The 13,719-nt window shown below is 64.8% G+C and carries 15 protein-coding genes; 11 read left to right on the top strand and 4 right to left on the bottom strand.

Features of this window, described 5'->3' with window-relative positions; all coding sequences use genetic code 11:
• Positions 1 to 4: 4 nt before the first annotated feature.
• On the top strand, positions 5 to 553 hold the full coding sequence (locus C7401_RS01855; RefSeq protein WP_112169632.1) for a GNAT family N-acetyltransferase: 549 nt from the start codon (positions 5 to 7) through the stop codon (positions 551 to 553).
• Between the two features lie 8 nt (positions 554 to 561).
• On the opposite strand, the gene C7401_RS01860 is transcribed toward C7401_RS01855, so the two are convergent.
• A complete protein-coding gene (locus C7401_RS01860) occupies positions 562 to 870 on the bottom strand; it encodes a hypothetical protein (RefSeq protein WP_112169633.1) in 309 nt (102 codons plus the stop codon).
• Between the two features lie 353 nt (positions 871 to 1,223).
• Between C7401_RS01860 and C7401_RS01865 the strand changes: the two genes are divergently transcribed.
• The gene (locus tag C7401_RS01865; protein ID WP_112169634.1) at positions 1,224 to 1,505 is read left to right on the top strand and encodes a hypothetical protein; all 282 of its coding nucleotides are present in this window, start codon (positions 1,224 to 1,226) and stop codon (positions 1,503 to 1,505) included.
• A 117-nt stretch (positions 1,506 to 1,622) separates the two neighbouring features.
• On the opposite strand, the gene C7401_RS01870 is transcribed toward C7401_RS01865, so the two are convergent.
• Complete coding sequence (locus C7401_RS01870) at positions 1,623 to 3,908, bottom strand: NADP-dependent malic enzyme (RefSeq protein ID WP_112169635.1); 2,286 nt, start codon at positions 3,906 to 3,908, stop codon at positions 1,623 to 1,625.
• 152 nt (positions 3,909 to 4,060) lie between these two features.
• Here C7401_RS01870 and C7401_RS01875 point away from each other — a divergent pair, with 152 nt between their 5' ends.
• Positions 4,061 to 5,026, top strand: a complete 966-nt coding sequence (locus C7401_RS01875; protein WP_112169636.1) for a LysR family transcriptional regulator — start codon at positions 4,061 to 4,063, stop codon at positions 5,024 to 5,026.
• Between the two features lie 25 nt (positions 5,027 to 5,051).
• Here the strand turns inward: C7401_RS01875 and C7401_RS01880 are convergent, their stop codons facing one another.
• Complete coding sequence (locus tag C7401_RS01880; protein WP_112169637.1) at positions 5,052 to 5,837, bottom strand: DinB family protein; 786 nt, start codon at positions 5,835 to 5,837, stop codon at positions 5,052 to 5,054.
• 139 nt (positions 5,838 to 5,976) lie between these two features.
• Positions 5,977 to 7,299, bottom strand: coding sequence for an MFS transporter (locus C7401_RS01885; protein ID WP_112169638.1), 1,323 nt, complete (start codon positions 7,297 to 7,299; stop codon positions 5,977 to 5,979).
• Between the two features lie 314 nt (positions 7,300 to 7,613).
• Between C7401_RS01885 and C7401_RS01890 the strand changes: the two genes are divergently transcribed.
• The 8 genes from C7401_RS01890 to C7401_RS01925 all read left to right on the top strand — a co-directional run bounded on the left by C7401_RS01890 (position 7,614) and on the right by C7401_RS01925 (position 13,709).
• Positions 7,614 to 8,357: an IclR family transcriptional regulator gene (locus C7401_RS01890; RefSeq protein ID WP_112169639.1), complete on the top strand. Its 744-nt coding sequence runs from the start codon at positions 7,614 to 7,616 to the stop codon at positions 8,355 to 8,357.
• Positions 8,358 to 8,462: 105 nt separating this feature from the next.
• Entirely contained in the window at positions 8,463 to 9,515 is a 1,053-nt protein-coding gene (locus C7401_RS01895; RefSeq protein ID WP_112169640.1) for a cyclase family protein, read from the top strand.
• Positions 9,516 to 9,560: 45 nt separating this feature from the next.
• Positions 9,561 to 10,262 carry an SDR family oxidoreductase gene (locus tag C7401_RS01900; RefSeq protein ID WP_112169641.1) on the top strand — a complete coding sequence of 234 codons (702 nt, stop codon included), beginning with the start codon at positions 9,561 to 9,563 and terminating at the stop codon, positions 10,260 to 10,262.
• 2 nt (positions 10,263 to 10,264) lie between these two features.
• A complete protein-coding gene (locus C7401_RS01905; protein WP_112169642.1) occupies positions 10,265 to 11,233 on the top strand; it encodes a 3-hydroxyacyl-CoA dehydrogenase in 969 nt (322 codons plus the stop codon).
• Positions 11,234 to 11,293: 60 nt separating this feature from the next.
• Positions 11,294 to 12,625, top strand: coding sequence for a short-chain fatty acid transporter (locus tag C7401_RS01910; RefSeq protein WP_112169643.1), 1,332 nt, complete (start codon positions 11,294 to 11,296; stop codon positions 12,623 to 12,625).
• Positions 12,626 to 12,674: 49 nt separating this feature from the next.
• Positions 12,675 to 12,959, top strand: coding sequence for a muconolactone Delta-isomerase (gene catC, locus C7401_RS01915; RefSeq protein ID WP_112169644.1), 285 nt, complete (start codon positions 12,675 to 12,677; stop codon positions 12,957 to 12,959).
• Between the two features lie 12 nt (positions 12,960 to 12,971).
• Complete coding sequence (locus tag C7401_RS01920) at positions 12,972 to 13,268, top strand: YciI family protein (RefSeq protein WP_112169645.1); 297 nt, start codon at positions 12,972 to 12,974, stop codon at positions 13,266 to 13,268.
• Positions 13,269 to 13,532: 264 nt separating this feature from the next.
• Positions 13,533 to 13,709 (top strand): DUF1328 domain-containing protein, encoded by a 177-nt coding sequence (locus C7401_RS01925; protein ID WP_112169646.1) that lies wholly within the window; start codon positions 13,533 to 13,535, stop codon positions 13,707 to 13,709.
• Positions 13,710 to 13,719: the final 10 nt, after the last annotated feature.

Below are 13,719 nucleotides of genomic sequence, written 5' to 3' on the forward strand. Positions count from 1 at the left end.
CCCTATGAATTCGAAGTCACAGAGCGATCATGTGAGCTTCATCGACTGCAACGAAGCAGACCATGCAGCGGCGATTCTCGAAATCCTCAACGACGCGATCGTCAACTCCACGGCGCTTTACGACTACAAGCCGCGCGCGCCCGAAGCGATGGTCACGTGGTTCGGCACGAAGCGCGCCAACGGATTTCCGGTGGTGGGCGCGGTGGACGAAGCCGGCACGCTGCTCGGCTTCGCGAGCTGGGGCACGTTTCGCGCGTTTCCCGCCAACAAGTACACGGTCGAGCACAGCGTTTATGTACATCGCGACCATCGCGGCCGGGGGCTTGGCGAGCGCTTGCTCAAGGAGTTGATCCGGCGCGCGGGCGAGACGCAGATCCACGTGATCGTGGGCTGCATCGACGCCGCCAATGCCGGCAGCATCGCCCTGCATGCGAAGCTGGGATTCACGCACGCGGGCACGATCAAGGAAGCGGGCTTCAAGTTCGGCCGCTGGCTAGACGCCGCGTTCTACCAGCTCAATCTGGACATGCCCGCGCCGCCCATGGACGGCTGAAGCTCACGTCAACGAGAACGACGCGCGCGCCGCAGTGCGCGAGCCGCGCGCATTGGCGCACGCGCGGCGCACAGCGCCTGCGGCAACTCGCGCTCGCGCGCCGCGAGCGCCTGAGCGTCGCGCCGCCCTTGCCGGCGCACCACGAGCATCGCAACGCCTACCGCCACGAGCACGGCCGCGCGAAACGGCTGTGACTCGAAGTCGCGCTCCGGCACATGCAGCAGCATGATGGAAACGAAAACGGCGGCCTGAATGAGGATCGCCGACAGCGCGGCGACGAACAGATACGCGTGCAGGCGAGCGGTCGACAGCTTCATGGGGCGGCGCTCCGGCAAGTTGCGTGGACAACGATATCGCGTTGACTGTTTTTACCCGCGTCTTGCTGCGAGCACCCGGCGCGCGGCAAGACGTGAGTCCTGGGCAGGGTCATGCGATCGTGCCAGCGCCAAGCTGAAGAGAACCTTAAGCGTCACGCCTTGTAACGACGTTTTTTCGTCGGACAAAATCCTTTGCGCTCCTCTCTAACCAGCGCCTTTCATTGTCTTTCGTTTAGCCTCGATTCCCACGCATCGCGCTAAAGGTCCTTTGCTGCGTATTCAGCGCTTACGTAAGGTTGGCTTAAGCTGACCTCCCTAGTCTTGCAGGCAGCTACCTGTCAGGCAATGCAGTCATGAATCGTACTTATGAATATCGCGGCTACGCGATCCATGTGGGCGTCGAAGCAAATGGCGCCGTCCCGCTCGAACGCACCGAAGTCAAACGCCCTCGCTATGCGGCCGTCGTAACCGTCTCAACCCTTGCGGCTAACGACGCAACGGCCTCCCCCACACGCGCCCTGAAAATAGGCGACGCGGCCGGCATTCCCTTCCAGTCCGATATCGACGCGTTGATGGGCGGCTACAGCGCGGCCTGCCGGCTGATCGACGAACAGTTCGCCGAAACGGCAACATAAGGCAACCTGAGACACCCCGCGGCTATCTGATCCTTGCGCCAATAAAAAAACGCGCGACGGCAAGAAGCCATCGCGCGTTTTTCACCAGGACGCCACAAAGGCGTCCGTCGGATTCGCTTAGTCGCGGTTCGCCTGCAACACGGTCAGGGCGGCCATGTTGATGATGCGTCGCACCGTGGAGCTCGACGTGAGCACGTTCACCGGCGCATTCACGCCCAGCAGGAACGGTCCCACCGCCACGTTGCTGCCCGCGCCCGTCTTGAGCAGGTTGTAGGCGATGTTGCCCGAGTCCACGTTCGGGCACACGAGCAGGTTCGCCGCGCCCTTGAGCTTCGAATGCGGCAGGATGCGCAGGCGCAGCGCTTCGTCGAGCGCGCAGTCGCCGTGCATTTCCCCGTCGATTTCGAGGTCGGGATTCTTTTGCGTCACGAGCTTGAGCACTTCGCGCATCTTCGTGCCCGAGGCCGAGCTGCCCGAGCCGAAGTTCGAGCGCGAGAGCAGCGCCACCTTCGGCTGAAGATTGAGCCATTCCATCTGACGCGCGGCCGCCAGCGTGAATTCGGCGATCTGCTCGGCGTTCGGGTTGTCGTTCACGTGCGTGTCGACGATCGCGACCGTGCGCTTGTCGAGCAGCAGAATGTTCATCGCCGCATACGTGTTCGCGCTCGGGTGCATGCCGATGACTTCATCGACGAAGCGCAGGTGGTCGTGATACGCACCCACCGTGCCGCACACCATGCCGTCCGCGTCGCCCAGGCGCACCATCATCGCGCCGATCAGCGTGAGGCGGCGGCGCATTTCCACGCGCGCCATTTCCTTCGAAATGCCGTCGCGGCAACGCAGTTCCCAATAGGTCGTCCAGTACTGGTGGAAGCGCTCGTCGTACTCGGGGTTCGTGACTTCGACGTCTTCGCCGAGCTTCAAACGCAGGCCGAACTTCTCGATACGGGCGAGCAGCACTTCGGGGCGGCCGATCAGGATCGGGCGCGCCAGCTTCTCGTCGACGATCACCTGCACCGCGCGCAGCACGCGCTCTTCCTCGCCTTCGGCGAACACGATGCGCGACTTGCCGCCGTCACGCACGAACTGCTTCGCGGCCGCGAAAATCGGCTTCATGAACGCGCCCGAGTGATACACGAACTGCTGAAGCTCGTTCGTATAGGCGCCGAAGTCGTCGATGGGGCGCGTGGCCACGCCGTCTTCCATCGCGGCCTTCGCAACGGCCGGTGCGATACGCACGATCAGGCGCGAGTCGAACGGCTTCGGAATCAGGTACTTCGGGCCGAAGCGCAGGTCGTAGGCGCCGTAAGCCGCCGCCACTGAATCATTCAGTTCTTCTTCCGCGAGCTTGGCGATCGCATGCACGGCCGCGATTTCCATGTTGCGCGTGATGGTCGTTGCGCCCACATCGAGTGCGCCGCGGAAAATGTACGGGAAGCACAGCACGTTGTTGACCTGGTTCGGGAAGTCCGAACGGCCCGTGGCGAGCACCGCGTCCGGGCGCGCTTCGAGCGCGACCTCGGGGAAGATTTCCGGCGTCGGGTTGGCGAGCGCCAGAATCAGCGGCTTGTCCGCCATCTTCTTGACCATCTCCGCCTTGAGCACGCCGCCGGCCGACAGGCCGAGGAACACGTCCGCGCCTTCGATCACTTCGGAAAGCGAGCGCGCGGAGGTGTCCTGCGCGAAGCGCTCCTTGTCCGGATCCATCAGCGTCGTGCGGCCCTGGTAGACCACGCCGTCGATGTCCGTCACCCAGATGTTCTTGAGCGGCAGGCCCAGATCCACCATCAGGTCCAGACACGCGAGCGCCGCCGCGCCCGCGCCCGAGGTCACGACCTTGACCTTCGAAATATCCTTGCCCACCACCTTGAGGCCGTTCATGAACGCGGCCGAAACGGTGATGGCGGTGCCGTGCTGGTCGTCGTGGAAGACCGGAATCTTCATGCGCTCGCGCAGCTTGCGCTCGACCGTGAAGCAATCCGGCGCCTTGATGTCTTCCAGATTGATGCCGCCGAAGGTGGCTTCGAGGCTCGCGATGATGTCCACGAGCTTGTCCGGATCGCTTTCGGTGACTTCGATGTCGAACACGTCGATGCCCGCGAACTTCTTGAAGAGCACCGCCTTGCCTTCCATGACCGGCTTGGAAGCCAGCGCGCCGATATTGCCGAGACCGAGCACGGCCGTACCGTTCGTGATCACGCCCACCAGATTGCCGCGAGCGGTGTAGCGGAACGAGTTCTGCGGATTCTCGACGATCTCCTCGCAGGCCACGGCCACGCCCGGCGTATAGGCGAGCGCGAGGTCGCGCTGGGTGACGAGCGGCTTGCTGGCCGTCACCGAAATCTTGCCCGGGGTGGGAAACTCGTGGTATTCCAGAGCGGCCTGACGATCGGTCTTGTTCATGTTCCTCACTCGATAGGATGGGGCCCGGCTTGCGCGGCTGGAGGCTGGCGCGGCCCGGCGTGTTCGAATGAGGCGATTCTAGAGAGCCCTCATAAGGCGGCCATTTTGATTTAGTATGGGGCCATCATTTTTTGGTAATACCCCCGGTTATCGTGTCTTTCAGTATCGACGAAGTGACGAGGCGGTTGAATACGCGCCTGAAAATGCGCCATCTGGTCCTGCTCTTGCAGATCCGCCAGCACGGCTCGCTCACGCGCGTGGCGGAGCACATGGCGACCAGCCAGCCCGCCGTGACCAATGCGCTGGCCGAAATGGAGAGCATGTTCGGCGCGCCGCTCTTCGAGCGCTCCTCGCGCGGCATGACGCCCACGGCGCTCGGCAACGTGGTGCTCACGCGCGCCCAGGCCATGCTGCACGACCTCGACCACCTCGCGCGCGACATCGAAGCGGTGGTGGCCGGCCACGCCACGCGCGTGCACGTGGGCGTGATTCCATTCATCTCCGGGCGCACGCTGGCCGCCGCGATCCGCCTCACGCAATCGCGCCTGCCGCAACGCGTCACCATGACGATCCATGAAGGCACGAGCGACGCGCTCCTGCCGCAGTTGCGCGACCACACACTCGATATCGTGATCGGGCGGGCGTCTTCGGCCGTGGATGTCTCGCAGTTGCGCTTCGAGGTGCTGCATCAGCAAAAGCCGCGGCTCATCGCCAGCCGGCGGCTTGCCGCGCGGCTCGCGCGCAGCAAGCTCAACTGGGAAAAGCTCGTGGAGCTGGACTGGATACTGGGCGCGCCGCACACGCCCATCCGCGAGCAGATATCCGACCTCTTCCTGCACGCGGGCGTGGCGCCGCCCGTGCCGATCGTGGAGAGCTACACGTCGCGGTTGATCGGCGAAATGATCGGCACGAACGAGAACACCGTGTCGATCGTGCCCGCCGACATTGCCGAGGAACTCGTGCATTTCGCGGGCGTGGCGGTCGTGCCGTACACGCTCGACTGGACGCTGCCGCCCGTCGCCATGTTCACGCGTGCGGGCGCGCTGCGCGACGTGGACGCCACTTTCGGGCAGTCGCTGCGCGAGTTGTATCAGGAAGCGGAGAAGGCGCGCGGTTAGGCCTTGTTCCCGCTAATCACCGGCCCTAAGCCACATCCCGCAATTCGCTTTCGAGTTCATCGAGTTCCAGCGCATGCGTGCGGTCGTGGTCGAGCAACTCGCGCACGAGTTCTTCCAGCGTCATGCGCCGCACGCCGTCGCGCAGCCCGCAGCGCAACCGCTGCTCGGGCGTGAGGCGCTTGAGCGACGCGCAAAGACGGCGACGTCCTTCGCCGAACTCGCCCATCGCGGCGACGAGATCCTGGCGCATATATTCGCGTTCCTCGGCCAGCGCCGTGCCGTTCACGGAGGCGATTTCCGGCAGATGCGACTTGCGCACCGCGCTGAAACGCTCGGCGAAAACGGCATCGAGATCGCGCAAATGGCACGCGTGCTCCAGCAGCGAAAAGCCCGTGCCCTGCGGCCGGCGCGCCCATCGATTCATGGGCGTGCGCTTGACGAGCGCCGTGAAGCGCTCCGGCATCGTTGCGAGCGCGTCGATCACGGCCTCGAACGGCAGCGCGAGCGGCTGCGCGCTGAACACCGCGCCGTAACTGAATAGCGCCCCGCTCACACGCCCGCGCGCCTGCGCGACTTCATGCCCGTGGCGGCGCATCACCTCCGCCACGAGCGCGCCGCAATACTGGCGCGCCGTGGCGTCTTCGCCGATTTCCGGGAATTTTTGCGCGATTTCGCCAGCAACGGCCGCAATCGCGGCCACGCCGACTCGCGAGAGCACCGCGTATTCCGCGTAGCGATGCGGCGCGTCGATCAAGGCTTCCAGTTGGCCCGCGAGCGGGGTTGCCTTGAAACGGTCGAAGCGTGAATGCACCTTGCCTCCTAATAGCTCGAAACGTAACGTATCAAAACGATACGTTAATAAACGCGCAAAAGCAAGTGATCCAACGCAAACGGGGCGCAGGCTCCATCGCCCGCGCCCCGCTTGCCATGCAACGTCGAAATTCAGCGGATCAGGTCCGCGCCGTCACCACGCGCTGCGTCTCCAGCGTGCCCTCGGCTTGCATGCGCGTCACGAGCATCAGCGCGCAAACCAGCGTGATCAGCACATGCACCACGCCTAGCGCAACCACGGAAAGGATGCTGCCCGTCGCGCTCAGCAGGTACTGGCCGAGAATCGGCGTCGTACCCGCGAACACCATGCCGCAAATCTGGTAGGCGAGCGAAATGCCCGTGTAGCGCACCTGCGCCGGGAAAGCCTTCGCCAGCATGCCGGCCATGGCCGCGTAGTAGAGCGAGTGGGGAATCGAGGCGAGCGCCATGCCGATCATCGCGAGCTTCGTCGACCCGGTGGCGATCATCGAAAACATCAGCGGCAACGCGACGATCTCCGGCACGAGCATGTAGATGATCGCTTTCTTCAGGTCCATTTTCGTGGCGAGCACCGCACCGAACGGCTGCACGATCAACTGCACGACAATGGCGAACGTGATGACGCTCAGGAATTGCGTGCGGTCGAAGCCGATCGAGGTCACGGCCCACGAAAGCGCGAAGGTGGTCTTGAAGTAGGTGGCGGAAAGCGCGATCACGCAGGCGCCCACGCCCATCGCCACGAGCCCTTTGTGGTGACGCAGCACTTCGCCAATCGGCAGCTTCGCCACCTTGTTCTTCGCCTGCAATTCCTTCATCGCGGGAGATTCGTCCACGCTCATGCGAATGAAAAGCCCCACGCCCACCAGCACCGCCGACATCAGGAACGGCACGCGCCAGCCCCAGGTCATGAACTGGTGATCGGGCAGCATCGAGATCACGAGGAACGCGACCGTGGCGAGCAGATTGCCCGCGGGCGAGCCCTGCTGCGCAAACGCCGAATAGAGAATTTCCTTGCCCTTCGGCGCATGTTCCGAAGAAAGCACGACCGCGCCGCCCCACTCGCCGCCCATTGCAATGCCCTGGGTGAGGCGCAGCAGGATGAGCAGGACCGGCGCGAGCACGCCCACCTGGTTATACGTCGGCAAGAGGCCCATGAGCGTGGTGCAGCCGCCCATCAGCATGAGCGTGACGATCAGCGTTTTCTTGCGGCCCACCTTGTCGCCCAGGTGGCCGAACACGATGCCGCCGATCGGACGCGCGAGAAAACCCACCCAGAACGAGGCGAACGCGGCCAGCGTGCCGACCAGCGCATTCGTGGAGGGGAAGAAGAGCTTGCCGAGCACGAGCGCGGCCGCCGTGCTGTACGCGTAAAAGTCGTACCACTCGATCGTCGTGCCGACGAACGATGCGATACCCGCCTTGCGGGCCTGGCGATGCTGGGTGTCGAGGGGGGTTGCTGCCAAGGTACGTCTCCAGATTTCGATTTCGAGCGGCGGTTTCCTGAACGAAACGCGCCGGCTCCGGCGGCTTTTTCCAATCGGAAAGCGGCTTGGGTCATCACCCAAAAAGGGCTCGATATGACGTTCGAATACAGAACAATCTTTCAATTACCGAACAACTGCCGGAGGGTGCGGACTATCGGACGGTCGTGCTTTCCCGTCAACCAAGGGATAACCCGTAGCTCGCCCGAGCGCAGAACCGGCCGGGATTGCCGCGATTTAGGTGTTTACCCGTAATCGTATTGTCAGCTGGTTATCGATATGCCGATAATGCTCTCATGGATGTGAAAACAGCAGTGCGCGTCTTCGACGTGATCAACCTCTTTGCCGAAGTGCGGCAGCCGATGATCTACAGCGAGATCGCGCGTCGAACCGAGATCCCCCTGTCGAGCTGCCACGCGTTGTTGCAGACGATGGTGGCCAAAGGCTATCTGTACGCGCCGGGCGTGAAGGCGGGCTACTACCCCACGCAGCGGCTGCTGCATGTCGCGCGCGACATTTGCAGCGAGGACCCGCTCACGCTGATGTTCCAGCCGCTGCTTTCGGCGCTGCGAGACGCCACCGGCGAAACCGCCGCGCTCGCCACGCTCGCGGGCAACCGCGTGGTCTATCTCGACGTGATGGAGTCGCGCCAGAAGATCCGCTACAGCGACGAGCCGGGCGGCTTCATGACGATCGCCAGCGCCGCCGGCAAGGCGCTGCTCGGTGCGCTGGCCCCTGCGGCGCGGCGCAAGTTGCTCGACAGTTGCGCGCCGCAGTTGACGTCGAGCGACGGCTCGGTCATCGAGCGCGCCGCGTTCGAAAGCGAAGTCGACCAGGGCGTGGCGGACGGCTGGCATCGCTCGACGGGCCAGAGCGTGGAAGACGTGGCCGGGCTCGCGCGCGGCTTCCTGATTCATGGCGAGGCATTTGCGCTCGTCATCGGCGCGCCCAAGGCGCGCCTGCTGAAGAACGAGCAGAACGCCGTCAAGGCGCTGCTCGAGGTGTACGCGCAAATCCCGCCGTCGCTGCTCGCCGCCTGAGAGCCCTTGGGCGCCCCGGACACCTCGGACACCCGAATGCAGCGATGCGAGCGCGCAACCGGTCCATCCGGCCCGCGCGGCAAAGCTGAAGTGGAGGAAGACAACATGCGTTGGAAGAACCGGCCGGAAGGCTCGAACTGGGGCGACTTCGGTCCCGACGATCAACTGGGCCGCCCCAATCTCATCGGCGCCGAGCAGGTGCTCAAGGGCGCGCAGGAAATTCGCGCGGGCCTCACGTTCACGCTCTCCCTGCCGCTCGACTATCCCGGCGAGAGCAAGCTCAACGTGCGACGCCATCCACCCGTGCTGCGCCCGACATTTCGTGACGGCCTGCCCTATGTGAACTTTCCGTTCGCACGCAACGAAGCGGGCGCAACCGATGTCGTGAGCGACGACCAGGTGCTGCTCTCGCTGCAATACTCCACGCAGTGGGACTCGCTCGCGCACGTGGGCGCACGCTTCGACGCCAACGGCGACGGCGTGGCCGAAAGCGTCTATTACAACGGCTATCGCGCGAACGTGGACGTGGTCGGCCCGGTGGAATACCGCGCCGAGGCGAACTTCGCGCCCCACGCGTGCGGCGGCGAGCATAGCCACGCCGACGTGCTCGGCGTCGAGCACCTCGCCGTGAAGGGCATGCAGGGGCGCGGCGTGCTGGTCGATTTCACCGCGCATTTCGGCCGCGAGTTGCGCACCGTGGGCTACGACGACCTGATGCGCGTGATCGAAGCCGACGGCGTGCAGGTCGAGCGCGGCGACATGCTCGTGCTGCGCACCGGCTTCGCGGAGATGGTGCTGGAAATGAACCGCCAGCCCGACGAAGCCGTGCTGGCGAACCACTGTAGCGCGCTCGACGGCCGCGACGAGCGCTTGCTGCAATGGATCAGCGACTCGGGCATCGCCGCGCTCGCCGCCGACAACTACGCCGTCGAACGCTATCCCGCGCGCGCACCGGCCACGCCCGGCGAGCATCCGCTCATGCCGCTGCATCACCACTGCCTCTTCAAGCTCGGGCTGCCGCTGGGCGAGCTTTGGTATCTGCGCGATCTTGCTGTGTGGCTGCGCGAGCACAAGCGCTCGCACTTCATGCTCACCGCGCCGCCGCTGCGGTTGCCGGGCGCGATGGGCTCGCCCGTCACGCCGGTCGCCACCGTGTAATCAATCGATTCGTATTCCTCTGTTTTATTTGCATCCCAGAAGACCATGGCTAAAGAACGAGTCCTGATCACCGGCGGCGCCGCCGGCATTGGCGCCGCGTGCGCCGCGCGCTGCGAGGCCGACGGTTACGAGGCGGTCGTGATCGACCGCGTGGGCGACGGCATCATCGCTGACCTCTCCAGCGTCGAAGCGACCGCCGCCGCGCTCGCCCGCGCGCTGGAAGGCGGCCCGATCACGCGCCTCATCAACAACGTGGGCGTGGTCGTGCCCAACGACGCCGAGCATCAGTCGCTCGACGAACTCGAACGCGCGTGGGCGCTCAACGTGCGTTGCGCGCAGCAGTGCATGCAGGCGCTCCTGCCCGGCATGAAGGCCGCGGGCTTCGGGCGCATCGTCAATATGTCGTCGCGCGCCGCGCTCGGCAAGGAACTGCGCACGGCCTACTCGGCCACCAAAGCCGCGCTGATCGGCATGACGCGCGTGTGGGCGCTCGAACTGGGCGCGTTCGGCGTGACCGCGAACGCCATCGGGCCGGGCCCGATCCGCACCGAACTCTTCGACCGCGCCAATCCGCCCGGCGCGCCGCGCACCGAGGCCATCATCAACGCGGTGCCCGTGAAGCGCGTGGGCACGCCCGACGACGTCGCGCACGCCGCTTCGTATCTGCTCGATGCGCGCAGCGGCTTCGTGACGGGCCAGGTGCTCTATGTGTGCGGCGGCATGACCGTCGGCGTCGCGGGGGTGTGAGAATGACGAACCACGATCCGCGCACGCCGCGTCAGGCCGGCATTGTCGGCGCGGGCAGCATAGGCGTGGCGTTTGCGATCTGCTTCGCGCGCGCCGGCTGGCGCGTGCGTCTCTACGATCCCGACGCCGCGCGCCGCGCCGCCGCGCCGGAAGAAGTCGCATTGCGCCTGAATGACCTCACGCAATTCGCCCTGCTCGACGAAAGCGCGAACGACATCGCCGCGCGCGTGGAGATCGTCGACACGCTCGAAGCCGCAGCCGCCAACGCCGATCTCGTGCAGGAATGCGCGCCCGAGCGCGCCGAACTCAAGCGCGAGATCTTCGCGCAACTCGACCGCGCAGCACCTCCTGAAGCGATTCTCGCGAGCGCTTCGTCGTTCCTCGCGGCTTCGAAGTTCGTGGATGAAACGTTGGCCGGCCGCGCGCGCTGCCTCGTCGCGCATCCCGGCAACCCGCCTTACCTCGTGCCCGTGATCGAAGTGGTGCCCGCGCCCTTTACGTCCGGCGCGGCTGCCGATCGCGCCATCGCGCTTTACAGCGAAGCGGGCATGAAACCCGTGCGCGTGAAGCAGGAAGTGGAAGGGTTCATCTTCAACCGGCTGCAAGGCGCCGTGTTGCGCGAGGCGTATTGCCTCGTGCGCGACGGCGTGGCGTCGGTGGAGGACATCGACACCGTGATGCGCGAAGGCCTCGGTCCGCGCTGGTCGGTGATCGGCCCGTTCGAGACCGTCGATCTGAACACGCGCGGCGGCATTGCCTCGCATGCGCAGAAGATGGGCCCGTCGTACGAGCGCATGGGCGCCGAGCGCGGTCAGCACGATCCGTGGACGCCCGAACTCGTCGCGCAGGTCGCCGCGGCCAGGCGCGAAGCGCTGCCGCTCGATCAGTGGGACGAACGCGTGGGCTGGCGCGACCGCGAGCTCATGCAACTCGCCCGCCATCGCAAGACCATGAACCGGGACGATTCGTAGGCGCCGCAGCCGCGCGAGCAGAGACCCGACAACTATTACGATTCAGATAGAGACACAGCCATGCAGAAAGTCACCGCGTTCTTTACCGAGCTGATGCGCCGGTACTTACCCGATCCCTTTGTTTTCGCCATCGGCCTCACCCTGCTGACGATGGCCCTCGCCGTCATCGTGCAGGGGCAAGCCATCACGGCGCTCACCACGAGCTGGGGCAAGGGCTTCTGGGCGCTGCTCGCGTTCACCACGCAAATGGCGGTGATTCTCGCAATGGGCTATGTGCTCGCCACCGCGCCGCTCACCGACCGCTTCCTCAACCGCCTCGTCGCGCGCGTGAACGACCCGCGCATGGCGATCATCGTCGCGACCCTGGTGGGCGGCATCGGCAGCTATCTGAACTGGGGCTTCGGCCTCGTGGTGGGCGGCATCGTCGCGCGCAAGCTCGCCATGCGCGTGAAGGGCGTGCACTACCCGCTCATCATCGCCTCGGCCTATAGCGGCTTCACGCTCTACGGCCTCGGGCTTTCGGCGAGCATTCCCGTGCTGATCTCCACGAAGGGACATCCGCTCGAAGCGCAAATGGGCGTCATTCCGCTCTCCGAAACGATTTTCTCGCCCACCATGCTCATCACGAGCCTCGTGACGATCATCACGCTGCCGCTGCTCAACGCGTGGCTGCATCCGAAGGCGGGCCAGCCGATCAAGGAAATCGACCGCGCGCTCGAAGAAACGCAGCAGAAGGCCGCCGCGCTCGGCGTCGATCTCGACGAAGGCAACACGCTCGCCAACCGCCTGAACAACAGCCGCATTCTGAGCTACGTGATCGGCCTGATCGGCATGGGCTATGTCGCGCTGCACTTCGTGCAAGGCGGCTCGATCGACCTGAATCTCATCAACTTCTTCATTCTGTTCCTCGGCATCCTGCTGCTCGGCACGCCGATCCGCTATGTCGAGAAGCTCAACGAAGGCATTCGCACAATCAGCGGCATCATCCTCCAGTACCCGTTCTACGCGGGCATCATGGCGATCATGGCGTCGTCGGGTCTCGTCAATACGTTATCCGAAGCATTCGTGAAGGTCGCGACGCCCGGCACGCTGCCGTTCTGGGGCTTGATCAGCTCGTTCGTCATCAACTTCTTCGCGCCCTCGGGCGGCGGCCACTGGGTCATTCAAGGCCCGTTCATGATCGAGGCGGCAAAGACGATCGGCGCCTCCGTGGGCCATACCTCGACGGCCGTGATGCTCGGCAACGCATGGAACGATCTGGTGCAGCCGTTCTGGATCCTGCCCGCGCTCGCGCTTTCGAAGCTCAAACTCAAGGACATCATGGGCTACACGGTCATCATGATGTTCTGGATCGGCATCGTCTATTCGGTCGCCATTCTCGCCTGGGGCTGATCCGCTCCGGTCCGCCCTTCCCCGAACCCTGTTCCCAACGGAGATCCCCATGCTCTATCTCGTGCACATGCAGGTGCAGATTCCGCACGGCACCGACGCCGCCTTCGCCGACGCCCTGAAAGCGGAAGAAAAAGCGTTTTCGCAGAAGCTGCAACGAGAAGGCAAATGGCGCCACCTGTGGCGCGTGGCGGGCGAATACGCGAACTACAGCGTGTTCGACGTCGAGTCGAACGATGAGCTTCACACGCTGCTTTCCGCGCTGCCGCTCTTCCCGTTCATGAAGGTCAGCGTGACGCCGCTCGCCCAGCATCCCTCGGCCATCGCGCCGAACTGAGCGGAGCACACCATGGCCTTTCTCATCGAAACGTTCGACAAGCCCGGTCACGCCGACGTGCGCGCCCGCGAGCGCGACCTGCATCTGGAATTCCTCGCGCGCCACAAGCCGCTGCTGCTCGCCTGCGGCGCGAAGCTCAACGACGACGGCAGCGGCGCGGGCGGCGGCATTTATATCGTCGATGTCGAAACGCGCGAGGAAGCCGAGCGCTTCATCGCGCAGGACCCGTTCACGCTCGTCGACCTGTTCGAGAGCGTGAGGATCGTTCGCTGGCGCAAGGCTTACGTCGACGGGACCTGTTACCTGTAAGCCCTCCGCGCGCGCGTCGCGCAGTCCCTCTCGCGCAGTCCCTCTCGCGCAGTCCCCTCGGAAGGCGCCGTGCTCCCCCGTGCGGCGCCGGTTTGGCCCGGTGTGTGCCTTGCGCACGCCGGGCCGTTTTTCTTTCTGTGCTTTGGCTCGCCGGTGAGCGGTCAGCAAGACGCCGGGCACATCGATTGCTGGGCTGGTGCGGCGACAATCCATCGAGTCGCGCGGCCCGCAACGCCGCGCGCTCACGCGAGGAGGAAATCGATCATGCTCAAGCTGGCTCTGTTCTTCGCCGTGGTGGCCGTCATCGCGGCCTTGTTCGGCTTCACGGGCGTGGCGGCCGGGGCGGCCGCCATTGCCAAGATCCTGTTCTTTATCTTCCTGGTGCTGTGCGTGGTCTTCCTCGTGATCGGCTTCGTGGTCGCGAAGAAGGTCGTCGACTAGCCGGCGCCGT

The sequence above is a fragment of the Paraburkholderia unamae genome (genome assembly GCF_003268775.1).
Taxonomy (GTDB): Bacteria; Pseudomonadota; Gammaproteobacteria; order Burkholderiales; family Burkholderiaceae; genus Paraburkholderia; species Paraburkholderia unamae.